The organism is Paraeggerthella sp. Marseille-Q4926, from assembly GCF_916618935.1.
In the GTDB taxonomy this organism is placed as follows: Bacteria; Actinomycetota; Coriobacteriia; order Coriobacteriales; family Eggerthellaceae; genus Paraeggerthella; species Paraeggerthella hominis.
Genome location: NZ_CAKAKF010000002.1, coordinates 282,145 through 306,335, shown reverse-complemented (window position 1 = coordinate 306,335; position 24,191 = coordinate 282,145). Strand labels below are relative to the sequence as shown.

The window sequence follows — 24,191 nt, the reverse complement described above, 5'->3', positions numbered from 1 at the left end:
AATCTACTCCTCAGTATACTCAATGATGAAATAGGGACTCATGCTGTACCGCGATGCGGAAGTCAACAGCTTTTGCGAAGAGGCAACAACACATTGACCCATCACGTTCTTCGATGCCTTTTCAAAGGCATAGACCTTGAACCAGCATTTGAATTTTTCAGCCATCCCGCGATAATAAGAAGGAATCCCGTCAGTTGGCATCGCTCTCTGAATTCCCTCAATATGCGCCCAATATCTACCTTGTGCTCCACTATGAATTAGCAAAATCATGGGATCTTGCGACTGGAGAATCTCGCCAGCGACCTTGTCAGATATTGGATTTCCAAGCTTTCCATACCATACGTATCCGATTGCGTCGATAACCTGCTGATGCGCAGCAATAGTGCCCTCGTTAGGTGCAAAGTTTTCAGCATACCGTAGGGCGATTGTTCTCATTCCCCGCCCTCCAGCTTCTTTGCCTCAGCTTCTAACTCTAGGAAGCGGTCGAAATCGCTTTGATAGAGCCGATCTTGAACAACGCGGTACTTTTGAAACTCGCTTTCGGCGTGTTGCTTGGCGAGGGCGGCTGACACCTTCCCCGCATCTTGTAAGATATCGTGGTCGAGAAGCCTCAAGAAACCGTTCAACTCGTGTTCCCAGTCTTCCATCGTCATGGGAATATGACGCATAGCGCGCAACTCGCCCAAATCCAGATACGCCGACACAATGCGCTGAAGCTGTTGCATCTCGAATTCTGTCAGATAGTTTTTTGCTACGGTCACGTCGTACAGATGGATCTTTCCCTCAGGCGACCCTTCCCACGTCGTCAAACCCATATGAGCCTTTTCCGCATCGGCACGATGATAGATAACCTCGGCCGCCGTTTCACCGTGTACGGCATAGTGCAGCTTGTTCTGTACCGCCGCAAAAAAGCGCTGCGTCGACTTGGCCCTTGGGTCATAGTCGATAGCGGTAGCGTACAGATCTGTCACCTTTTGGTAGAACTTACGTTCGGAAAGACGAATCTCGCGGATCTTTTCAAGCTGCTTCTCGAAGTATTCTTCGGTAAGGATGCTCCCGCCGCTTTTCAGGCGCTCTTCATCCATTACCCAACCTTGGATGGTGTAATCCTTGACGATGCTGTTCGCCCACGTGCGAAACCGGACAGCCCGTTCGTTGTTCACCTTGAATCCAACAGCGATTATCATCTGCAGGCTATAGTGATTAACTTCACGCGAGACTTCACGAGATCCTTCGGTTTGAACTATCCGGAATTTCCGGATAGTTGCGCTTTCTTCAAGCTCACGGTCTGAATATATCGTTTTGATATGCTCGTTTATTGTTCTGACATCAACATCGTACAGCTGCGCCATCAGCTTCTGCGTCAACCAAATGTTCTCGTCCTCGTAGCGCATTTCAATACTGTCTTCTTGGTCGCCAACGGCAGCGCAGAACACAAGGTACTCAGCAGCGCTGGAGCGAATGGTTATCTCGTTCTTCTTCCTAGAAGCCAAAGCCAATCGCCTCCATGTTCCTTTTTATCTGCTCTTGAAGGCGGTTACTTTCCTCGAAGCACTTGGCAATCTCGCCGGTCAGGCGCTCCATCTTTTCCTCGAAAGGCTCGTCATCCTCTTCTGCGTCGGCAATACCTACGTAGCGCCCAGGTGTCAGAATGTAGTCCTGATTTGCAATGTCTTCAGTAGCCACCGCGGCGCAGAAGCCCTTTTCGTCTTCTAGGGTTCCCTCACGGAACTTATCGAAGGCGTTAGCCACCTTGCCTATGTCGTCTGCTGTGAACTCGCGTAGCTTACGGGTAACCATGGTGCCCATCTCGCGCGCGTCAACGAACAGCGTCTTACCCGGCTGCTCCTTGCGTTTGCTCACAATCCAAAGGCTTACGGGAATACCCGTGCTGTAGAACAGCTGGCCGGGCATCGCAATAATGCCCTCTATGAGGTCAGCTTCAATTATCTTGCGTCGAATCTCGCCCTCGCCACTCGACTGCGACGAAAGCGAACCGTTAGCAAGCACCATACCCATGCGACCCGTACTGTTCAGATGGTGAATCATATGCTGCATCCACGCAAAGTTTGCGTTTCCCTCCGGCGGGATACCGTATTCCCAGCGCGGGTCTTCCTTCAGCTTGTCGCCACCCCAGTCAGAAAGGTTAAACGGGGGATTTGCCATCACGAAGTCGAAACGTTTGTCCTTGTGACAATCGTCAAAAAATGTATCGGCGTTAAACTTCCCCAAATCTGCATCGATACCGCGGATAGCCAGGTTCATGGTAGCCATCTTCCAGGTGGTAGGATTACTCTCCTGCCCGAAGATAGAAAGGTCATCTATCTTGCCCTGATGATGCGTCACGAAGTCTGCCGACTGCACGAACATGCCGCCGCTGCCGCAACAAGGGTCATACACGCGCCCGTGGTAGGGTTGGATGACCTCCACCAACGTCTTCACAATGCAAGCAGGCGTATAGAACTCTCCGGCATTCTTACCCTCGGCCTCCGCGAACTTGGAGAGGCAGTACTCGTAAGTGCGACCCAGAATGTCTCGCGTGTCGCCCTTCTCAGCCATCCTAACATTGGTGAACAAGTCAATAACCTCGCCTAAACGTCGCTTGTCTAACTCCTGGCGCGCGAAGTTCTTCGGCAAGATGCCCTTCAGCTTGGAATTCTCGGATTCTATCTCACGCATCGCCCCATCGATTACCTTGCCGTTCTCAGGCGTATGCGCAGCGGAGGCAATCATCTTCCAGCGTGCGCTTTCCGGCACAAAAAAGATGTTGTCGCACGTATATTCGTCGCGATCCTCCTCGAAGCCTTCCCCTTCATCGAGAAGCTGTTGATAACGCTGGTCAAACTTGTCGGAGATGTACTTCAGGAAAATTAACCCTAGAACGACATTCTTGTATTCGGATGCGTCAATGTTGCCGCGTAGCTTGTCGGCTGCTTTCCAAATTTGCTCTTCAAAGCCAATGTTTGCCGTATTGTCTGCCTTCTTTGCCATCATCAGTCCTATTCGTAAACTTTAGTGTCGGCCCACAACTCGCACTGCGCCATTACGGTTTCCATTGCATCATCGACGCCCTCGGGCGGATATTTATACTTCTTCAGCAACCGCTTAATGCAACGGCGCATGCCTGCTCGTGCGCTTTGCTTTTCTTGCCAGTCTATTGTCGCGCTGGTGCGCATGGCTTCAGTAAGTTCGCGGGTTATGGCAACTAATTGCTCGTTATCGTAAAAGTCTTTAACGGCCTGCGGTTTGGTGAGGGCATCATAAAAAGCAAGCTCTTCATCGTCCAATCCAAGTTTCGAGCCTTCCTCGCGATCCGCCATCATATCATGAGCCATTGCCAGAAGTTCTTCGATAACTTCGGCATTGGTGAGCATGCCGTTTAAATAGCCGTTAACAGCAGATTGCAGCATTTCGCTGAACTTATTGGCCTTAACCACACTGCGCCTTGAATAGCTTTTTACTTGCTCCTTGATTAATCTCTTCAAAGTTTCAACTGCTATGTTCTTCTGCTTCATCTTCGCAAGCTCTTGCAAGAAAGCTTCGTCGAATAAAGAAATCTCAACTTCGTCCTTGTCGAAAATATTGACAACGCCTTCTGCCTGAACGGATTGCTCCAGGATGGAAGCAACGCGCTCATTGAATTCCTTGTAGGTCATACCATTGCCGCCCGTGCTGGTACGGCCGGTAATGCGCAGCACTTGTACACGCAAAACCGACAAGTATGCAGCTTCATGCTGGTCCTCCTTTGACACCAGGCTCTTACACAGACTCAAGGCTTGGCTCATAAGCTGCGACTGCTTTAAGAAGTCTTCCATTTCATCAGCGTGCTTTGGATCCAACAACCAATCAGTGCCATCGCTAATCAAGCGGGCAAGCTGAACTTTGCTGTCAGTGAATACCTTCTCTGTGTATTTGAAGCCGTAGAGAATATCGCGACACACATCCAGTTTTTCCAAAAACCTCGGATAGGCCGTAGCCGCAATATCCATATCGCCGTAATTGTGCTGATCGCGATTAGTATAGTCTTTCATAGCTCGCTTCAACGCATTGGCAATTCCTATGTAATCGACAACAAAGCCACCTTCCTTGCCCTTATAGACACGGTTTACACGCGCTATGGCCTGCATAAGATTGTGGCCCTTCATGGGCTTGAACACATACATGGTTGCTAGCGAGGGCACATCGAATCCAGTAAGCCACATGTCTACCACAATAGCTATTTTGAGAGGGTCATCGTCAGCTTTGAAGCGGCGCTCCATTTCTTTCTTGTGCTCTTTGCCACCACAAACCTCAAACCACTCTTCGGGGTCTTGGTTGTCCATGGTCATTACTACACCGATTTTTTCTTTCCACCCTGGCCGTATACGCATAATCTCTTTGTAAATCTTCATTGCTACTGGTCTTGAGTAGGCCACAACGAGTGCTTTACCGGTGAGGATATCGGAGCGGTTTTGCTCGTAGTGATTCACAATGTCATTACAAAGAGCCTCTATAGTCTCTGGAGCAGAAAGGACCCCCTCTAACCCTGCCATTGTATGCTTGGATCGCTCAACACTCGTCTCGTCAGCACTTTGCGCAAACTCAGCATACTCATGGTCGAGTTGTTCGAGCGCGTTCTTATCAAGATGCAGCGCAACAACGCGGCTCTCGTAATAAACAGGGCGCGTTGCGTTGTCCTCAACAGCCTGGGTCATGTCATATATGTCAATATAGTCGCCAAATATCTCGCGGGTATTTTTATCTTCTGTCGAAATTGGCGTGCCAGTAAAGCCGATGTATGAAGCATTGGGAAGCGCCTTGCGCACCAGCATAGCGGCACCGATGCTTATATTGCCCTGAGCATCCATTTTCTCCGTCAGTCCGTACTGACCCCGGTGCGCCTCGTCCACCATAACAACGACGTTGTCTCTGTCGCACAACGAATCTTCTCCATCTATGAACTTCTGCATGGTAGTAAAGATGATGCCGTTTGCCTCGCGGTCTAGAAGCAGGCTTTTCAAATGCTGTCTGCTCTTCGCATTCTCAGGCGTCTGACGCAGAAAGCCTTTGCAGCGACTAAACTGCCCATAGAGTTGGTCATCGAGGTCGTTCCTGTCGGTAATCACGACAATAGTCGGATTGTTAAGCACATTCTGCAGCATATGGGCCAGAAACACCATGGACAAAGATTTGCCACTGCCTTGGGTGTGCCAGAACACGCCAATTTTTCCATCTCCCGCAACGGCTTCGACGGCGCGTTTGGCGGCTTTATGTACAGCAAAATACTGGTGATATGCCGCAAGAATCTTGATGGTCTTCTCGTTGGTGTTGTTGAAGCAAACAAAGTTGCGGATGATATCCAGAAGGCGATCTTTGCGAAACATGCCTTCTAGCATGGTTTCGTAATTTGCATGCTGCGTGTTGGCGTAATCGCCATCGACGCTTTTCCATTCAACGAATCTATCTTCGGTTGCAGTGATAGTACCGACACGAGTGTCGGCCATATCGCTCATTACGCAGAAAACGTTAGGGACAAACAGGCTGGGGATATGCTGCATGTAATTGCGTAGCTGCAGATAGGCGTCTGACGCGTCGGTTTCTTCGCGCGATGGTGATTTAAGCTCAAATATCGCTAACGGCATGCCATTAACAAAGATGATGATATCGGGACGTTTTTCAGAGTATTCAATAAAGGTCCATTGATTCACAACATGGAAGACGTTGTTTTCAGGGTCCTTGTAATCAAGCAGATAGACGATATCATCTCGGTCCTGTTTGCCGTCAAAATAACGAACCTCGACACCGGATTGCAGATAGTCGCTGAATCGCTCATTGCGAATTTCCAGCTTACCGGTTTCTATGTTGTTGAGTTTGATGATTGCTTCTTGGATAGCTTGCGCAGAAAGGCCTGGGTTTATTTTGCGCAAGGCAGTGGGCAATACTTCAGGAATAAAGACATCGTCATATTTTTTGGAGGTACGCACAATATCGGGCCCGGGAAGATACTCATAGCCCAAAAAGGATGTGAAGTACTCGATAATGGTCTGCTCATAGAAATCTTCGTTCATATGAATGCTAGTTACAGCATAGTTGAGCTGTCCCACACTAATCACCAGCCGTAAGGTCATTTATCAGACAAGTTCGAACATAGGCGCTAAAGCTCATACCTTTCAATGACGCTTGTTCCTGCGCAGCATCTTTCAGGTTCTTAGGGATTCGCAGTGTGATCGCAATCTGACCACCGTCTGCCAAGAATCGCATCTGATCCGTTTCAGTTGCCCCGTCAACGAGCATATCCGCAAATGATTGCTTATCCATAGCGCCCCCGCTGTTCGCATTAAAACTGCAATACAAATTGTAGCAGTTTATCTATTTATGACATTAGTCAATAGTCAATATGCGGTGAACATCAGACAGCAGGAAGCGTCTTGCGCGGAGTATAGGCAAAGACAGTTCAGTGAAATCACTCAAGCAATTTATGGGCTATTGCATAGGGTACACGTTTCTGCCTATAACCCAGAATGTGCCATTCGATGTACCACTGGCAAAAAAGAAACAGGTCAGAAGCTCTTAAGCTTCTGACCTGCTGTAATAGCTGGTCGGGTTGACAGGATTTGAACCTGCGACCCCTTGACCCCCAGTCAAGTGCGCTACCAAACTGCGCCACAACCCGTTCATGCTCGCTTCTTCGAACTCGCGCTCTTCCGAAGCAGCGCAGATTATATTAACCGTATCGCCCAGGCTTTGCAAGCCCGAATTTCCATCTTTTGAAAATTTCTGGCGCTTGCACTAAAAAGTTCGAGCTTCCCTTGCCCGCAGGCCAGGGAAGCTCGAACTCCCGACGCTTTACCGCAGGAACTCGACCGCCTTGTTCAGGATCGCGTCGGCCAAGCGGGCTTTCGACATGCGCGGAAGCTCCTCGATATCCTCGTCGTCAACGAACCACACCTCGTTGTCGTCGGTGCCGAAGGCCTTGCCCTCGCCCACCTGGTTCGCCACCACGAGATCGGCGTGCTTCGACACCAACTTCTTCTCGGCGTTCGCCACCACGTCGTTCGTTTCAGCCGCAAACCCTACGACCACCTGGTGCGTTTTCCGCGCACCGAGGGTCGCCAGGATATCCGGGTTCTCGATCAGCTCCAGCACGCCCAGCTCCGCGTCCGACTGGCCCTTCTTCAGCTTTCGGTCGGCCGCCAGCTTCGGGCGCATATCGGCCACCGCAGCCGCGAACACGGCGATGTCGGCGCTTTCGAACGCCTCCTCAGCTGCTGCGAACATGTCGCGCGCCGTCTTCACATGAACGACGCGCACGCCCTCGGGAACCGGAATGGACACCGGGCCGGAAATCAGCGTCACGTCCGCGCCGCGCAAGGCAGCAGCACGTGCAACGGCGTATCCGGTCTTGCCGGAAGAATGGTTGGAAATGTAGCGCACCGGATCGATGGGCTCCACCGTGGGGCCGGCCGTCACCATGACGTGCCTGCCCGACAGATCACGGCTCATGCCCAGTTCCTCGAGCACCGCCGTCACAATGTCGTCGATTTCCGCCAAACGACCGCGGCCCACGTCGCCGCAAGCAAGGTAGCCGTCTCCGGCTTCGATGATGCGCGTCCCGCGGATGTGAAGCTTGCCGATGTTGTAACGCGTGGCGCCGTTCTCGTACATGTTCACGTTCATGGCAGGCGCTATGACCAACGGCGCCGTGGTGGCGAGCGCGGTCGTGGTCAGCAGGTCGTCGGCAATCCCGTTCGCGATTTTCGCAATGACGTTGGCCGTGCACGGAGCGATCAAGAACACGTCCGCCTCTTGAGCAAGCGAGATATGATGGATGGGATCCGACGGATCGTCGAACAGCCCAACAGCCACCGGCTCATGCGTAAGCGCGCGAAACGTCGTAGGGCCCACGAACTCGGTTGCGTGCTCGGTCATGACGACCTTCACGCGTACGCCGGCTTTCTGCAATGCGCGAACGATCTCGCAGGACTTGTAGACGGCGATGCACCCCGTAACCCCCAACAACACCGTTTTTTGCGCGGGCTCGACCGCAGAGCGGCCCTCGTCTTTACCCATGGTTAGCCTCCTCGATATGCGGCCGCAGCACGTCGGATAAAACGCGCAAATGCGCTCGGCTGCGGTCGAGGCAAGGCACGTATACGAAACTATCGGAGCCAGGCGTCCTCCCCGCCTGGCGAATATGATCAAAATAAAAAGGTTTCAACTCGTATTCGATATCGTAAAGCGTCTCCAGGCAATCGACGGCGAAGTTCGGGCAAACGTAGAAAACGCGCCCCACATCGGCTTCCGCCCATCGAGCCAGCGTGTCGCGCGAAAACGGCTTGAGCCATTCCCTGCCCTTATCGAACTGGCACTGATAGCCGATAGTCCAACGGTTGCGATCAAGGCCCAGCTCGCTGGCTATCTGCAGGCTCGAGGCGCCCGTTTGCAGCTCGTAGGTGTCCCCCGCCTCGATGTCGACAAGGGGGATCGAATGATACGAGAACAGCAGGCGATCGTCTGATTCGATCTGAAAGCCCGCATGTTCGATGGAAGCCGCTATCGCGCGGATATACGTGACGTGATCGTGGTAGTTGTCGATGAAATCGCACGGGACCTTCCAGCGCGTTTTCTTGAGCGCGCGCTCAACGCTGTCGGAGACCGACCCGGTGGTGGAGTAAGCGCTCTGCGGGTACAGGGGCAGAACCACCAAACGCGTGCATCCGGCCGCCTTCATCTGCTTCACGCAGTGCCGAACCGTAGGATCGCTGTAACTCATGGCGCAGCGAACCATCACGTCGAAGCCCTCTTGCTGAAGCGATGCGTTCAGCCCCGATTCCAGCTTCTCATGCGCCACGGTGAACGGCGACCCTTCGTCAGTCCAGATCTTCGCGTACTTTTCGCCTGACGCGCGCCCGCGCTTGGGCAGAATGAACAGATGCAGAATGAACCACCAAGCCACGCGATTCATCGGAGCTATGCGCTTGTCCATGAGAAACCTGGCCAAATACGCACGAACAGCACGAGGACGCGGCTCAGCCGGCGTCCCGGTATTCACGAGGAGAACCCCGCAGCGACTACCGGCTGACACGATGCTCATCACCTTCCTGCAATTGACATGGGGTGTAACGGTTTAATTTCAAGCCCCCTAAATCTGATATAGTTTAGCCCATTGACTTATCGGAGGGCAGGTGAATGGAGAAAGAACCTCAAAATTCAAGCGTCTTCAAGGAGATAGGTCAGGAAGTCCGCGAACAGGTCAAGCCGAATTTCGGCTATTTGAAGATCGACTACTTCACATTGTTCTGGCTGTTCGTGGCCGGCAGCATGTTTGGACTTGCCGTGGAAACCATCTTCCATGCAATCGTGTACGGAGGCTACGAAAGCCGCGCCGGTCTGGTCTGGGGTCCGTTTTCCCCCATTTACGGCATGGGGGCCGTGCTGCTCACGGTGAGCCTGAATCGCTTCCACCATTCCCACAACTTGATCATCTTCATCGTGTCGATGGTACTAGGATCCGCGATCGAATACACGGCAAGCTGGCTCATGGAAGTGCTTTGGGGAGCCATAGCCTGGGATTACGCCGGCACGTTCGGGAGCATCGGAGGACGCACGAACTTCGCGTTCGGCGTCATGTGGGGCCTTCTGGGGCTTCTATGGGTTCGCAGCGCAATGCCGCTCGTCAAGCGCGCGTTCTCCCACGTGAACGCGCGAACCACGACGGCAAAAGCGCTGACCGCCACAGCAAGCGTGCTTATGGCGCTGAACATTGCCGTCACCGTGCTCGCCCTCGATCGCGAAAGCCAGCGGGCGCAAGGCGTGCCCGCCGTCACCTGGGAGCAGCGCGCTTTAGACGAGTGGTTCCCGCAACCCTACATGCAGGAGCACTTCCATAACATGAGCGTCTACGGGAAGTGATGCGAAGCGAACGGACGCTAGAGCCGACCCCGCGCCCGGATCGTGCGCCCGGCTCTAGTGCGAAAGCAGCTCGAAAACCTCTTCGCCGGCCGCCGTACGGCCCTCGCTTCGGTCGGACAGCGCGTCAAGAGCCGCCTGGAGATCCTCGGGCAACGCATCGAAGAAGCGCAGCTCCTCGCCGGTTTCCGGATGCGCGAAGCCAAGCTGGAACGAATGCAGGAACTGCCGGTCAAGCCCCAGATCGGCGGAAACGTCCTTCGGAGATCTGGACGAGTACACGGGATCTCCCACCAAAGGATGCTTCGCGTACTCCATGTGCACGCGAATCTGGTGCGTTCGCCCCGTGAACAGCTTGCAGTCGATAAGCGTGTAGCCGTCGTCTTTCGCGCGAGGCTCGAACCGCTCGAGCACGCGAAACGTGGTAATGGCCTCACGCGCAGAAGGCGCGACGCGCACGGCCATGCGCGTGCGCTCGTTCGCAGAGCGGGCGATGGGCGCGTCCACCATGCCCGTGTCGTGCGCGACAATGCCATGCACGAGCGCCAGGTACCGACGATCGACGGCGCGATCGCGGATGTCGGCCATGAGGGCGTACCCCGCCTCGTCGGTTTTCGCGGCCAGCATGAGCCCGGTCGTATCGCGGTCGAGGCGATGCACGATGCCCAGCCGATCGTCCTCGCCCTGCACGTTGCACAGGTTCTCAGCCCCGCAATGAAACACGAGCGCGTTCACCAACGTGCCGTCATCGTGATCGACGGAAGGGTGGCACACGAGCCCCGCCTGCTTCGAAAGCACGATAAGGTGCTCGTCCTCGAAGCGAATGTCCAAATCGATGGGCTGGCCCGCCAACGGACCCGCCTCGATTGCGTCTTCTACCTGGTAGACAATGGTGTCTCCAGCGGCCACGGCGTGCTTCTTCGCAACGGACGCGCCGTTCACGTACACGGCGCCGTCATCCACCGCGCGCGCAGCAGCGCTGCGGCTCGGGTACAGCCCGCGAGCGGCCAGCAGAGCATCCAAGCGCTGGCCAGCATCTTCGGGGGCGACGATATGGGACAGCAGGCGCGTCATCGATCGCCACCCTCCTGCACCCGATCGACATGCGCGGCCGCCAAAGCGCCCATGCGCCGCTCGCGTATCAGCAAGCCCACAATAAACAGAACGAACCCGCAGGTCACGCCGATGTCGGCAACGTTAAACACCGGAAAGTCGATGAAAACCGGTTCGATGAAATCCACTACGTAGCCCAACGCGAACCGATCGATGGCGTTGCCCAGTCCTCCGGCAACCACCAGCGCAAGGCCCAAAGCCTCAAGCGTCGAGGCGGTCGGCGAGAACCCGATCAAATACACGACGAGAACCGCGCACACGACCAGCGACATAATCCCCAAAGCGAACGTGGAGTCGCCGAACATGCCCCACGCCGCCCCGGTGTTATGAACCAGATGAAAGCGCACGATCCCCCAAAGCGAGTTCGCCGAAGCCTCCCCCACCGCGTAGTTCGCAGTGAACCAGCTTTTGGTGAGCACGTCCAGCGCAAGCCAGGCCAAGCCGGCCGCCCCGAGAATCAGGGCGCTGCGCAGGCGATGCGAGGGAGCAGCGCCTGCAACAGCCCCCTGCGCCTCGAGACGGTCGGTTTGGGCTTTGTTGTCGTCGATCAAAAACCTACTCGCTTTCCGTGAAGCCGATGGCGTCGAGCGCGTCGCCGCAACGATCGCACACGTCAGGATGGCTCGCGTTGCCGCCGAGCACGCGATAGTTCCAGCAACGCGGGCACTTCTCCGCATCCGTGCGAGCAACCGCGGCTGCAAGCTCGTCGCCTTCGACGAACGCCACGGATGCCACGATGAACAGTTCTTCGTACACGGCGGCGTCGTAGCGCTCCAGCACGTCGAGCACGCTGCGCGGAGCTGTCACCGTCACGGCGGCTTCCTGGCTCTTGTTCACAACCTTCTGGCCACGGGCGTCCTCAAGCGCCTTCGTCACCGCTTCGCGCACGCCCAGCACCACGCCGAAGTCCTCGGCCATGCGCTCGCCGCCTTCCGCGGGAATGGCGGGCACGAAGTCCGAGACTTCAGGCCAACCGGCCAGCTGCACGTTGGAGGGACGGCCTTCGCTCATGCGCTCGGCCTGCGGGTAGTGCTCCCACACCTCGTCGGTCGTGAACGCCAGGACGGGCGCCAGCACGCGCACGAGCACTTCGAGGATGTTCGCGAGCACGGTCTGCACGGCGCGGCGGCGCGACGAGTTCGGCGCCTCGGAGTACAGGCGGTCCTTCGTCGCGTCCATGTAGACGGCCGACAGATCGTTCACGATGTAGTCGTACACGCTGCGGTACACGTAATGGAAGCGGTAGCTGTCGTAGGCCGCCTCGACGTCGGCAAGCAGATGCCGCGTGCGCACCATCGCCCACTGGTCGATCGGCTCGAGCCCCTCCCAGTCGGAAACGGCGTCGCGCTCGAAGCAGAAATCGTCCAAGCTGCCCAGCAGGAAGCGGAACGTGTTGCGAATGCGGCGGTACGCTTCGCTCGTGCGCTGCAGGATCTCGTCGGAAATGCTCACGTCCTGCGAGTAGTCGACGCTGGCCACCCACAGGCGCAGCACGTCGGCGCCCGCCTTCGCCATCACGTCGGCCGGATCCACGCCGTTGCCCAGCGACTTCGACATCTTGCGGCCTTCGCCGTCCACCGTGAAGCCGCAGTGCATGACGGACTTGTACGGCGGCACGCCGTAAGCGCCCACGCTGGTCAGAAGCGACGACTGGAACCAACCGCGATGCTGGTCGGAGCCTTCCAGGTACATATCCGCCGGGAAGCGCAGGCCCTCGGCCTCGCGATGCTTGAGCACGGAGGTATGGGACACGCCGCTTTCCCACCACACGTCCAGGATGTCCTTTTCAGGCACGAGCTCGCTGCATCCGCACGTTTCGCACTTCACGTGGCGGGGCAAGTACTCGGAGGGCTTGCGCGTGAACCACGCGTCGGCCCCTTCGCGGTTGAACAGGTCGATGACCGCGTCAAACGTCTCCTCGGTAGCAACCGTGCTGCCGCACTTCGCGCACTTGAACACGGGAATGGGCACGCCCCACGAGCGCTGGCGCGAAATGCACCAGTCGGGACGGTCGGCCACCATGCTGCCGATACGGTTCTTCGCCCACGCGGGGATCCACTCCACCGTGTTTTCGATGGCGTTCAGGGCGTTCTCGCGCAGCGCGTTCTTGTCCATGGACACGAACCACTGGTCGGTGGCGCGGAAGATGACCGGCTCGTGGCAGCGCCAGCAATGCGGGTAGCTGTGCAAGATGGTCTTCTGGGCCACGAGCGTGCCGCGCTCGCGCAGCCACTCGATGATCACCGGGTTGGCCGCCTCGACGTCAAGGCCAGCGAAGGGGCCCGCCTCGTCGGTCAGCACGCCGTTGTCGTCCACCGGCATGAGCAGCGGCACGTCGAATTCGAGCGCCACCAGGTAGTCGTCCTGGCCGTGTCCGGGAGCCGTATGCACGGCGCCGGTGCCCGAATCGAGCGTGACGTGATCGCCGTAGATGATGGTGCCCTTGAGATCCTGGCGGATGGGGCACGTGTAAGTCAGGCCGGTCAGCTGACGGCCCTTGAGCGCAACGGGCTCGCCGTCTTCGCCGAGCACCAGGTCATAGCTTTCCCAACCCGCGATCTCGGCCACCTGCTCCACCAGCTCGCGCGCGAAAATCACGTTGGACCCGTCGGCGCGTACCATGACGTAGTCGGCGTCGGGGGCAAGCGACACGGCCGTGTTGGCCGGCAGCGTCCAGGGCGTGGTGGTCCAGATGAGCACGTAGGCGTCGCCCTCGGCTCCGGCGGCCTCGAACACGCCCGGCATCACGTCGAGCTTGAACTTCACGAAGATGGACGGCGACGTTTCGTCGGAGTACTCGATCTCAGCCTCGGCCAGCGCGGTATGGCAGCGCTTGCACCAGTGAATGGGCTTGCGGCCGCGGTAGACCGAGCCGTCCAGGTACATCTGCTTGAACACTTCCACGTTGCCGGACTCGTAGTTCGGCGTGAACGTGAGGTAGGGGTGATCCCAGTCGGCGTTGACGCCCAGGCGCTTGAACCCGTCGCGCTGGATGTCGACGTACTTCTCGGCCCATTCGCGGCACAGGCGACGCAGCGTGGGCTGGTCGATCTTGGCCATCTTCTCAGGCCCGAGGGTCTTTTCCACCATGTGCTCGATCGGCTGGCCGTGGCAGTCCCAACCGGGCACGTACGGCGTGAAGAAGCCGCGCTGCGCGTGGGACTTGTTCACGAAGTCCTTGAGGATCTTGTTGAAGGCATGACCGATGTGAATGGGGCCGTTGGCGTACGGGGGGCCGTCGTGCAGAATGAAGGGCTTGCCGTCCTTGTTCTTTTCCAGCACGCGCTCGTAGATGCGCTCCTCTTCCCACTTCGCAAGACGCTTCGGCTCGCTTTCGGGCAAGTTCGCCCGCATTGCGAAGTCGGTCTTGGGCAGGTTCATCGTTTCCTTGTACGTATTGGCCACGGGATGCCGTACCTTTCCTCAAGAGTCCAAGATGCATGCGGCGCGCGGACCCAAAGAATCCCCTGCGGCCCGCCGCGCGTTTCAATCGTTGCAAACCGCTATAGTATAGTGGAAGCAAGGCAGGATACGGCGAGTTCGATCGCACTTTTCAAAATTGCGACATAGGAAAGCGCGCGAACCGGTATACTTCTTGTGTTTGCAATTCAAAGCGAGCGGCTTTTGTTTCCGAACATGCCGTTCGCTTGGCTTTTCAGGAAGGAAGCGACTATGTCGATGAACTTCGAAATCGTCACCGATTCAAGCAGCAACCTCGTCGAAGAGATGATCGACGATTTCGGCTTGCACGTCCTGCCCCTCACCTTCATGGTCGACGGCGAGGACGAAGTGTACCAAAGCTACCTCAAGGGCGAGCACACCGACCTATCGCAGTTCTACACCATGATGCGCGAGGGGAAGGTGTTCAAAACCTCCCTGCCGAACCTGGCCGATACCGAGCAGCTGATGCGCGGCCTGCTGGAGCAGGGTCGCGACGTCCTGTACCTGGGATTCTCGAGCGGCCTGTCCGGCACGTACGAAGCCGTGGAGCTTCTGGTGGGCCAGCTTGCCGGCGAGTTCCCCGACCGCACGGTGCTCTCCGTGGACACGCTGGCGGCCTCCGGCGGCGAAGGCCTGCTGGTGTGGCACGCGGTGCAGCGCGCTCGCACAGGCGCCGCCATCGAAGAAGTCAGGGATTGGGTCGAAGCCAACAAGCTGAAGCTTGCCCACTGGTTCACGGTGGACGACCTCATGTTCTTGTTCCGCGGCGGACGCGTGTCGAAAACGAGCGCCTGGGCGGGCACGATGCTCAACATCAAGCCGGTCATGCACGTGGACGACGACGGGCATCTGGTGCCTATGGAGAAGGTGCGCGGGCGCAAGAAATCGCTCAACGCCCTGGTCGACCACATGGAGAAAACGGCCATCAAGCCCATCGAGGACCAGATGGTGTTCATCACGCACGGCGACTGCCTGGAGGATGCGGAGTACGTCGCCGCGCAGGTCAAAGAGCGCTTCGGCGTGCGCGACGTGGTCATCAACTACGTCGATCCGGTGATCGGCGCGCACTCCGGGCCGGGCACGATGGCGCTGTTCTTCTTGGCTGACACGCGCTAGCCCCTCGCGAAACGCAACCTGCCAAAAGGCCGACGGGACGCCCCGCCGGCCTTTTTCGTTCGCCCGCTTTTCAACGAGAACCCGCCCGCTACGTCCGCCCTTCCTCGACGCAGCGCTTCGGATGCGCTTCTACTTGTAGTCCGCGATGTTCTTGCTTGACGAGCCGGTGGTGTTCTTCTCGTTGCGCAGCTCATGCCCGAACCGCACGGCCGATTCGCCGAACCGGTTGCGCACAAGATCGGTGGCGTCAAGAAGGCCCCGGCGCTTGCCCTCGTCTTTGATGACGGGCGCGGCATCGTCGTCCGACGGCGCGGCCTCGGACAGGTCGAACAAGCTCTCCTGCACGGCGGCATCGGCGTCGAACCCGGTCATCGCAACGCCGATCAAGCGAACCGGCATGCCCGGACGCCACACTTCGTCCACCATGCGGTACAGGATCGGCGTGTAGGCCAGCTCGTCGTCGGAGGGGTTCGGCAGCTGCCGCTGAACCGAGCGCACGCTCCGATCGTCGAATTTGACCCGTAGGCCAACCGTGCGTCCGACAAGCCCTTTGCGACGTAAGCGACGACCCACTTTGGCAGCCATGGTGGCGATGGCCGCTTCCACGTCCTGCCGATCGACCAGATCGTGCGCGAACATCATTTCGTTGGACACCGACTTCACCGCATCGTCCTGCTCGACCGGCGCATCATCGCCGCCGAGCGAGCGGATGTGCATGACGCGACCGTTTTTGCCCAGCATCCTTACCAGCATGGCCTCGTCGGCTGCGGCCAGCTGCCCGAGCGTGACGATGCCGCGCGAGCGCAGCTTCTCCTCGGCCGCGGCCCCGATGCCGCTCATGACCCGAACGGGCAACGGCGCCAGGAAGTCCCGCTCGCTTCCCGGATACACCACGGTCAAGCCGCGCGGCTTGTCCATGTCGGAAGCGATCTTCGCCACCGTCTTGGAGGTTCCAACGCCAATCGAGCAGGTCACGCCGAGCTTTTCCACGCGCGTCTGGATGCGCTGCGCCACGAGCACCGGGTGCTCGCAGTTGACGGCGGTCGGCGTCACGTCCATGAACGCCTCGTCGATGCTCACCTGCTGCACGCGAGGGGTTTCGGCCTTCAGGATGTCCATGATCTGATTGGAGACCGTCCGATAGCGATCGAAATGCCCGCGCGTCCAGATAGCGTGCGGGCACAGGCGCTTCGCCGTTGACGAGGGCATGGCGCTGCGCACGCCGAACGGCCGGGCCTCGTAGGATGCGGTGGACACCACGCCGTGCTTGTCGGGGTCGCCGCCCACGATAACGGGCTTGCCGCGCCAGGCGGGATGGTCCAGCTGCTCGACCGAAGCGAAGAACGCGTCCAGATCGACCAGAAGGATGGCAGAGCCTTCCCAGGGGGCCAGCAGCATCGAGGCGCCCTGGTCGCCGCTGCAAGCCGAATCGGTATGTTCGCCCGAGAGATTCATGATCGCAATTAGTCTACCATGTCCGCTGCGCGCGTATGGAACTTGTGCTAGGATGTTCATTCCCTGCCTCTTAAGGAAGGCATGGATGCGACCGCATTCGAACGCCCGCTTCAAACGCTCACCTGGATTTCGACGTCGAGTCCATTTGCGGTTCGTTGACGACAGTCGGAAAGGAGGGACGATGGCGCTGCATGAAACCGTCGCGCGCGGGTGCGTACGCGACTGCGTGACCGCGCTTCCCGAGCAGCTGCTCTCTCCGCCCTACGAGTTGCGCACCGAAATGAACTGGATAGACTTTTCGGGCACGGCGAACCCCTTGGGCACTCCCCCTACGTTCATACGAGCTATGGAAGCGGCGCTTGCCGCCGGACAGCTGAACTATCCGCCCGACCGCGAGGCTCATACGCTGCGCAGCGTGCTCGCGCGCAGGTTCGGGCTGCCCGTGGCATCGTTTCTCGTGGGATCGACCGTCGGCGACATGGTTCGGGCGGTTGCCCAAACCTACCAGCCGTGCACAGTCGGCGTCACCGTGCCGGGACCGGCCGAGTATGCGCTGGCGGCGGGAAACGCCGGGCATCGCGTGGTCGAGATAACCAGCCCGGCAGGATTCGTCATTCCCGATCCCGCCGCAGCCGAACGGCACGGCATCTACTTCGACGCCGTCGTGCTGGCCAACCCGGGTTACCCCACCAGCCGCCTCTTGCCGCAGCCGACATTGCTGTCGTACCTGGAGGCATGCACGTGGGTGGTGGTGGACGAACGATCCATCGAGCTTACGCTCGGCGGCGAGAGCATGGTCGAGCTCACGTCCGAACATCGCAACCTGGTGGTGGTTCGCTCCTTCTGCGAGCCCTTCGCCATGCCGGGCGTGCCCATCAGCTACTGCATAGCGCACCCCGACACCATCGCGCAGATCGCGCGCTTCTACGACAGCTCCGCAGTTCCGATGTTCGCCGAAGTGCTCGGCGAGCTGACCCTGACCGAAGTAGGGCACCTGGAGCGCACCCGCGAGTTCCTGGATTCCGAGATTCCCTGGCTTCAGTGCATGCTCAACCTGATTCCCGGTATCGACATTTTCCCGGCGGAAGCGAACTACGTCATGTGCACCTTCGATGCAGGAGCGGACATGACTTTAGGCGTCGCAAGCGCCGAAGAGCTTGCCAGCAGACTGCAGCTTGCCGGCTTCCTGATTCGCAAGCTGGAAAGCACGCCGGGCCTTGAAGACGGCCGCTACTTCTGCGTGGCCGTGCGCACGCGCGAAGACAACGAGAAATTGATCAGCGCACTGCGCGAGATCATCGTAGGCTGCTAACGCGGGAAGGGAGCCTTGCGAACGGCGGCTCCCTTCCCGCAATGCTAATCGACCTTCGTCACCTCGTATCCGGCATCTGTCACAGCGGCGGCAAGATCCTCGACGGGCACGTCCTTCCCGAGTTTCGCCACAGCGGTCTTTGCCTCCAGATCCACGATCGCCTCTTCAACGCCGTCCACCCCTTCGAGGGCCTTCTTCACGTGCGCGACGCAATGCGGGCACATCATGCCCTCCACATGCAAGGTTCTTTCCATGGCTGTCTCCTTTCTTTCGGGCGCCTCGACGCCGCCCGATTCGCTTTGCTGATCGGCAGCCTGCCGGGCCGCCGCCGTTGCCGTCCGGCTAAAGCGCGGCTCCCACCTGCGCAGCCGAAGGGCGTTCGCCACCACGCACACCGAGCTCATGCTCATAGCCGCCGCCGCGATCATGGGATTGAGGTTGATCCCGGCGAACGCGAACGCACCGGCCGCCACGGGAATGCAGACCGTGTTGTAGACAAGCGCCCAGAACAGGTTCTGCTTGATGTTGCGCAGCGTGGCACGCGAAAGCTGAATGGTTGCGGGCACGTCGAGCACGTCGCTTTTCATGAGCACCACGTCAGCGCTCTCGATAGCGATGTCCGTACCAGCTCCGATAGCTATCCCGACATCGGCGCGCGCAAGCGCGGGCGCGTCGTTGATGCCGTCGCCCACCATGGCAACCTTTCCCTGGCGGGCCAAGCGCCGGATCTCGCACTCTTTCCCATCCGGAAGCACCCCGGCAATGACCTGGTCGGCTCCCACTTCGCGCTGAATGGCCTCAGCGGTGCGCTCGTTGTCGCCGGTCAACATGACCGTGCGAATGCCCATGGCCCGCAACTCGGCCAGCGCCGCCGCGCTCGTAGGCTTCACGGTATCGGCAACCGCCAAAACCCCCGCAAGCCGACCGCCCCATGCGAAGAAGAGCGGCGTCTTGCCCGCTCCGGCGAAACGCTGCGCGTCAGCCTCCAAAGAGGAAGCGTCCACGCCCTGCTCGCGCATGAGCCGATCGTTGCCGGCCGACGCAGGTTTGCCGTCCACGACGGCCGTCAGGCCCCCGCCCGGCACCTGCGCGAACTCTTCCACGGCAAGACGTTGGACGCCGCGTCGCTCGGCCCACGCGACGACGGCCAAAGCCAGCGGATGCTCCGAGCGACCCTCGATGGACAGCGCAAGCCGAGCCAGATCGTCAAGGCCGGAATCCGGCGCGCACAGCGCGTCGGTCACGCTCGGTTCGCCGCGCGTGACGGTGCCCGTCTTGTCCAACACGACGGTTTTCACGTCATGGGCGGTCTCAAGAGCCTCCGCCGATTTAACCAGGATGCCGCGCTGCGCGCCACGGCCCGTGCCCACCATGATTGCCGTGGGAGTTGCCAAGCCCAGCGCACACGGGCACGAGATCACCAGCACCGTAACGGCATGCGAGAGCGCGGTTTCGAGCGGAGATCCCAACGCCGTCCACGCAGCGAACGTCGCCACGGCGATTACGATGACCACGGGAACGAACACGCCCGATATTCGGTCGGCGATCTTCTCGATAGGGGCTTTCGTGGACGTGGCCTCGTCCACCAGGCGAATGATGCCGGAAAGCACGGTGTCGTCGCCCACGCGGTCCGCGCGCATGGAAAACCAGCCCGTTCGGTTCATGGCGCCGCCGGTCACGGCGTCTCCCGGCCGCTTCTCAACCGGAACGCTCTCCCCCGTGATGACGGACTCGTCCACCGTTCCCGCGCCCTCGAGCACAACGCCGTCCACAGGCACGCCTTCGCCCGCTTTGACCGCCAGCACGTCGCCCACGCGCAGCTCTTCCACCGGCACGCGCTCCTCGCACCCGTCCGTCAGGCGCACGGCCTCCTTGGGAGCCAGATCCATGAGCTTCGCGATGGCATCGGTGGCCCTGCCTTTCGCGCGCGCCTCGAAGTACTTGCCCAGCGTGATGAGGGTCAGGATCATGGCCGCAGACTCGAAGTACAGGTCCATGGACGCCGCATGCGCCGCGTGCAGGTCCCCTGCGCCCAGCGCGTACCCCATTTTATACAGAGCGTACACGCCGTACCCCGCCGAGGCGGTCGAGCCCAGCGCTATGAGCGAGTCCATGTTCGGAGCACCGTGGAAAAGCGCCTTGAACCCCACGCGGAAGAACTTGAAGTTCACGAACGCCACGGGGAGCAGCAAGAGGAACTGCGTGAGCGCGAACGGGATGACGTTCGCCTCGCCGAGCAGAAACGCCGGCAACGGCCAACCGAACATGTGCCCCATGCTCAGGTAGAACAGCGGAACCGTGAATGCCGTCGACACGGCCAGGCGCATCCTCACGTGCGCAGCTTCGGCGGCTGCGTCGACAACGGGGCTCGCCTGGGCGGCGCGAGCCCGACTACCGCCCGAAGCTCCGCCTTGCTCGACGCGTGGAAAAGCCCCGTATCCGGCCTTTTCCACGGCGGCGCTCACTTCGGCGGCAGCGTCCGAAGCCGATGAACCGTCGGCGTAGGTCACGTCCATGCTGTTTTTAAGCAGGTTGACCGACACGCCCTGCACGCCGTCCACCGACCGAGCGGCTTTCTCCACCCGCGCCGAGCATGCCGCACAGGTCATGCCCGTCACGTCAAATGTTTGCTTCATCTTGCATTCCTTTCCGGCACATGCCGAAACGCCCGCCTTGCAACCCGACGCTCCGTGAACACAGGGCGCCGAAGCGCCGCGTGAGAGACTCGGCGGAAGCGGAGGCAGAACCTATTGTCGCCCGAAACGTACGCTTTCGAGCTATTTTCCGTACGTTTCGGGCGACAATGACCCTGCGCGCCGGCCTTTCGCAGCGGATGTTCACGACAGCCGTTCGCGTCAGGCGTTCGCAGCGGGCCTGCGCGTCGGCCCTGCGCGCTAACGCGAGAACTTCTTCAGCAGCTGCATGACCTCGTCGATAACTTCCGTGTTGCCGCGCTCGATTTGCTCGACCACGCATGTTTCCAGGTGATTGCGCAGCATAATGGCCGAAACGCTGTGCACGGCGCTTTCCGCCGCCGCAAGCTGCGTGAGCACGTCACCGCAGTAACGGTTGTCGTCGATCATTGATTTCACGCCGTTGAGCTGGCCTATCACGCGATTGAGCCGCTTTTGCAAGTCATCCTGTAATTCAGCCGAGCGCGGCGTGTCCTTATGACGGCAGCAGCACGAACCGGCGGCGGGCGCGCTTGTTTCGCCGTTGCGCTTATCGGTTGCCATGACGGTCCTTTCTCGAAGGCGCATCCATTCTGCACATACCCCCAGGGGGCATGCGATTACGCGAAGTATATACCCGCACGGGGTATTGTCAAGCACTCTTATGGGAAATTTCGGAATACGTCGCACGGCAGTGCCGGATCGTACGCAAGCGCCCCGGGCTCCCCATCCGCCAAGATGCCGGAGACCGGCGCTTACGATGAACTTCTCGAATCCTCAACGATGCGCGCCACCGTCGGAAGGCTCGTGATACAATGCTCGACCACCTTCGAAAGGAGCTGGACCCATGTCGACCGTGCAGTCCGTGCAAGACATCAAGAAAAGCCGCCCGAGCGCGCGCGTGGCCATCGTCTCCATGCTGCTCATTCCCTTGGTGGGCGTCGGATGCCTGCTGTTTCCCGATATCGCCGAAGAGGTGCTGCCCTATTTTCTCGGCGTGCCCATGGTCCTTTCGGGCGCGGGCAGCATCGTCACGGTGGCGCGCGAGCGAAACGTCGATGCCGCGCAGAGCAGCGTGGGGACCGCCATCGTGCTGTGCATTCTGGGAATGACGACCATCGTCCATGGCTCGAAGTCCACCATGTTCATCGGAATCATCTGGGGTTTGCTGGGCCTGTACAAAGCAGGCGGCGAGTTCGACCAGATCATAGCGTCCATCAAAGCGAAAGAACCCTACCTTCTGCCGCTCGGCCTGTGCGTGTTCCAGCTGGTGCTGGCGGTGCTTTTGATCCTCAACCCCTTCGCCAATATCGAGCATCATCTGCTGTTGCTGGGACTCGAGCTCATCGTCTACCCCTTCAAGGTCCACCGCGAGCACGGCAAGTTCAAGCTGGAAGCCGAGGCGTAAAGCCAGCCATCGCCCGGAAAGCTCGACCCGCCAAGGAGCAGCCATGTGCCACCGATTCGCCACGCTCAAGCGCGCAGACATCATGAAAGCCGCCGAGTCCATCGCGGCGGAGCTTGCGCGGGAGCGCATCGACCTCAGCATGCTCGATGCGCTCGAAACGTATCGCCAGCACCTCTCCCGCCCGGTCGATGCAGCGGAAGCGTACCCCTCGTCCACCGTTGCGGTGATTGCGGCAACAGGTCGGGGCTCGCAGCTTGCCGTCGCCGATATGGTATGGGGATTCGATGTTCCTTGGGCCTCGTCGGGCACCGTGTACAACGCGCGCATCGAATCGATCCTCGAAAGCCAAGATGGCATGTGGGCGGACGCCGCTGCCCGACGAAGGTGCATCGTCGCCGTGCGTGCGTTCTTCGAAACCCACCGAAGCGAAACCGCCCTCGACAAGACGACGGGGAAAAGCGCGAAGCGCCAGTACGCGTTCGAGCGCGCCGACGGGGAGCCGCTTTTCCTTGCGGCAGTTCACGAAAAAGGTCGCTTCGCCCTTGTGACCACGAAGCCGTGCGCATGCGTGGCGGACGTGCACAACCGCATGCCGCTCGTGCTGAACACGCAGGAAGCGGCTCGATGGCTGGACGGACGATACGCCGACCTGGCCGATCGAAGCCAGGTGCCCCTGCGCGCAAAGCCCGAAGACTGAGCTTGCTCGAGCCGCTCCAACGTGCAGACGAAGTTCAGAACTCCGGCGAACCTCCCGATCAGACGCAAGGATCTCGCAAGCGGCGCTCACTTTCCCCGCTCGGACAGGAAAAGCCCCGCCACCGTAAGAAGGACGCCCACCAGAACAGGCGGCGTCAACGAGTCCCCCAGTACGACCGCCGACGCCATGACGGTCAACGCCGGCACCAGGTAGATGTAGAGGCTCGTGCGCACCGGCCCCAATTCGCGCACCGCAACGTTCCAAGTCACGAAACATAAAGCGCTCGCCCCTAAGCCCAGAAACGCCAGGTTCGCCCAGGATTGCGGCAAAAGGAGCGCAGGCCAGTCGGGCGAAAAGCCCAGCAGGGGCAGCGTCGGCACCATAAGCGCCAAGCCCCAGGCGAACGTCCGGCGCGTTGCCAGCACGCTGTCGTATCCAAACGTCGAGATCTTCTTCGACACCAGGGAGTAAACCGCCCATGTAGCGGCGGCCGCAAGGGCAAGCGCCACCCCTACGACAACCTCCCCTAGCCCTGCCCTCGCTCCGGCATCCGCCGGAAGCGCCTCCGCGCCGCCGAAACTGACCAAGCACACGCCCGCCATGGCCACCAAGAAGCCGAAGAAGAAGGGCGCGTGCAACCGCTCCTTGAAAACCGCCGCCGAAAGCAAACCGGTGAACAGGGGCGCTGCCGCCACCACGACGCCGACGATCGATGCCGTGACAAATGTGAGCGCAATATTCTCCAACAGGTAATACAGCATGACGCCCGTAGCGCCGGCCGCGATAAACCAGCGCTCCTCGGCGAAACCGCGAACCGACAACCGTCGGGGCCTTAGGGCAACAAGCGCTAAAAAGCCCATGACGAAGCGGAAGAAAAGGATTTCCACAGGCGCGAAATGCTCCAGCAGCACCTTCGTCGAAACGAAGGTGACCGCCCATATAAGCACCGTGACGAGCGCAACCGCATGCCCGCGCGCAATGGGAGAACCGCCCGACCCGCCGGCAGTTCCCAACCGTTTTCCTCTAGACGTCCCGTCGCCGCGCGCGCCAGCCTTCATGCTTCACCTTTCGTCGCAGACGAACGATAGC

At 59.3% G+C, this 24,191-nt stretch carries 19 protein-coding genes and 1 tRNA gene; 5 read left to right on the top strand and 15 right to left on the bottom strand.

What is annotated here, in order from left to right; translation table 11 throughout:
* Positions 1–3: 3 nt before the first annotated feature.
* The 8 genes from LG373_RS04580 to hemH all read right to left on the bottom strand — a co-directional run bounded on the left by LG373_RS04580 (position 4) and on the right by hemH (position 9,073).
* A complete protein-coding gene (locus LG373_RS04580) occupies positions 4–435 on the bottom strand; it encodes a hypothetical protein (protein WP_225749134.1) in 432 nt (143 codons plus the stop codon).
* Complete coding sequence (locus LG373_RS04575; RefSeq protein ID WP_225749133.1) at positions 432–1,493, bottom strand: virulence RhuM family protein; 1,062 nt, start codon at positions 1,491–1,493, stop codon at positions 432–434. The genes LG373_RS04580 and LG373_RS04575 overlap by 4 nt, the downstream gene beginning before the upstream one ends.
* A complete protein-coding gene (locus tag LG373_RS04570) occupies positions 1,483–2,994 on the bottom strand; it encodes a class I SAM-dependent DNA methyltransferase (protein WP_225749132.1) in 1,512 nt (503 codons plus the stop codon). The genes LG373_RS04575 and LG373_RS04570 overlap by 11 nt, the downstream gene beginning before the upstream one ends.
* Positions 2,995–2,999: 5 nt before the next feature.
* On the bottom strand, positions 3,000–6,047 hold the full coding sequence (locus tag LG373_RS04565) for a type I restriction endonuclease subunit R (RefSeq protein ID WP_225749131.1): 3,048 nt from the start codon (positions 6,045–6,047) through the stop codon (positions 3,000–3,002).
* A 37-nt stretch (positions 6,048–6,084) separates the two neighbouring features.
* Entirely contained in the window at positions 6,085–6,297 is a 213-nt protein-coding gene (locus tag LG373_RS04560) for a hypothetical protein (RefSeq protein WP_225749130.1), read from the bottom strand.
* Between the two features lie 278 nt (positions 6,298–6,575).
* Positions 6,576–6,652: transfer RNA gene (locus tag LG373_RS04555), tRNA-Pro, on the bottom strand.
* A 173-nt stretch (positions 6,653–6,825) separates the two neighbouring features.
* Positions 6,826–8,049, bottom strand: coding sequence for a bifunctional phosphopantothenoylcysteine decarboxylase/phosphopantothenate--cysteine ligase CoaBC (gene coaBC / locus LG373_RS04550; protein WP_114566058.1), 1,224 nt, complete (start codon positions 8,047–8,049; stop codon positions 6,826–6,828).
* Positions 8,042–9,073 (bottom strand): ferrochelatase, encoded by a 1,032-nt coding sequence (hemH, locus tag LG373_RS04545; RefSeq protein WP_216528482.1) that lies wholly within the window; start codon positions 9,071–9,073, stop codon positions 8,042–8,044. The genes coaBC and hemH overlap by 8 nt, the downstream gene beginning before the upstream one ends.
* A 95-nt stretch (positions 9,074–9,168) precedes the next feature.
* On the opposite strand from hemH, the gene LG373_RS04540 reads away from it, so the two are divergent.
* Complete coding sequence (locus tag LG373_RS04540; protein WP_225749129.1) at positions 9,169–9,891, top strand: putative ABC transporter permease; 723 nt, start codon at positions 9,169–9,171, stop codon at positions 9,889–9,891.
* Between the two features lie 54 nt (positions 9,892–9,945).
* Here the strand turns inward: LG373_RS04540 and LG373_RS04535 are convergent, their stop codons facing one another.
* From LG373_RS04535 to ileS, 3 genes are read right to left on the bottom strand one after another with little or no spacing between them, the layout of a single operon-like run.
* Positions 9,946–10,962, bottom strand: coding sequence for an RluA family pseudouridine synthase (locus LG373_RS04535; RefSeq protein WP_114566055.1), 1,017 nt, complete (start codon positions 10,960–10,962; stop codon positions 9,946–9,948).
* On the bottom strand, positions 10,959–11,552 hold the full coding sequence (gene lspA / locus LG373_RS04530) for a signal peptidase II (RefSeq protein ID WP_225749128.1): 594 nt from the start codon (positions 11,550–11,552) through the stop codon (positions 10,959–10,961). The genes LG373_RS04535 and lspA overlap by 4 nt, the downstream gene beginning before the upstream one ends.
* Positions 11,553–11,556: 4 nt before the next feature.
* Positions 11,557–14,406, bottom strand: coding sequence for an isoleucine--tRNA ligase (ileS, locus tag LG373_RS04525; RefSeq protein WP_225749127.1), 2,850 nt, complete (start codon positions 14,404–14,406; stop codon positions 11,557–11,559).
* Positions 14,407–14,673: 267 nt separating this feature from the next.
* Here ileS and LG373_RS04520 point away from each other — a divergent pair, with 267 nt between their 5' ends.
* On the top strand, positions 14,674–15,558 hold the full coding sequence (locus tag LG373_RS04520) for a DegV family protein (protein ID WP_114566053.1): 885 nt from the start codon (positions 14,674–14,676) through the stop codon (positions 15,556–15,558).
* A 129-nt stretch (positions 15,559–15,687) separates the two neighbouring features.
* Here LG373_RS04520 and dinB read toward each other — a convergent pair whose 3' ends face one another.
* Positions 15,688–16,956, bottom strand: coding sequence for a DNA polymerase IV (dinB, locus tag LG373_RS04515; protein WP_225749208.1), 1,269 nt, complete (start codon positions 16,954–16,956; stop codon positions 15,688–15,690).
* A 238-nt stretch (positions 16,957–17,194) separates the two neighbouring features.
* Between dinB and LG373_RS04510 the strand changes: the two genes are divergently transcribed.
* The gene (locus LG373_RS04510; protein WP_225749126.1) at positions 17,195–18,325 is read left to right on the top strand and encodes a histidinol-phosphate transaminase; all 1,131 of its coding nucleotides are present in this window, start codon (positions 17,195–17,197) and stop codon (positions 18,323–18,325) included.
* Between the two features lie 44 nt (positions 18,326–18,369).
* On the opposite strand, the gene LG373_RS04505 is transcribed toward LG373_RS04510, so the two are convergent.
* Together LG373_RS04505 and LG373_RS04500 are read right to left on the bottom strand one after the other, a co-directional pair.
* Positions 18,370–20,961 (bottom strand): heavy metal translocating P-type ATPase, encoded by a 2,592-nt coding sequence (locus LG373_RS04505; RefSeq protein ID WP_225749125.1) that lies wholly within the window; start codon positions 20,959–20,961, stop codon positions 18,370–18,372.
* A gap of 258 nt (positions 20,962–21,219) precedes the next feature.
* Positions 21,220–21,561, bottom strand: coding sequence for a metal-sensing transcriptional repressor (locus LG373_RS04500; protein WP_216528477.1), 342 nt, complete (start codon positions 21,559–21,561; stop codon positions 21,220–21,222).
* 283 nt (positions 21,562–21,844) lie between these two features.
* Here LG373_RS04500 and LG373_RS04495 point away from each other — a divergent pair, with 283 nt between their 5' ends.
* Together LG373_RS04495 and LG373_RS04490 are read left to right on the top strand one after the other, a co-directional pair.
* Entirely contained in the window at positions 21,845–22,405 is a 561-nt protein-coding gene (locus LG373_RS04495; RefSeq protein WP_114566049.1) for a hypothetical protein, read from the top strand.
* A 43-nt stretch (positions 22,406–22,448) separates the two neighbouring features.
* Entirely contained in the window at positions 22,449–23,102 is a 654-nt protein-coding gene (locus tag LG373_RS04490; RefSeq protein WP_225749124.1) for an SOS response-associated peptidase family protein, read from the top strand.
* An 86-nt stretch (positions 23,103–23,188) separates the two neighbouring features.
* On the opposite strand, the gene LG373_RS04485 is transcribed toward LG373_RS04490, so the two are convergent.
* Positions 23,189–24,160 (bottom strand): DMT family transporter, encoded by a 972-nt coding sequence (locus LG373_RS04485; RefSeq protein WP_225749123.1) that lies wholly within the window; start codon positions 24,158–24,160, stop codon positions 23,189–23,191.
* Positions 24,161–24,191 lie beyond the last annotated feature (31 nt).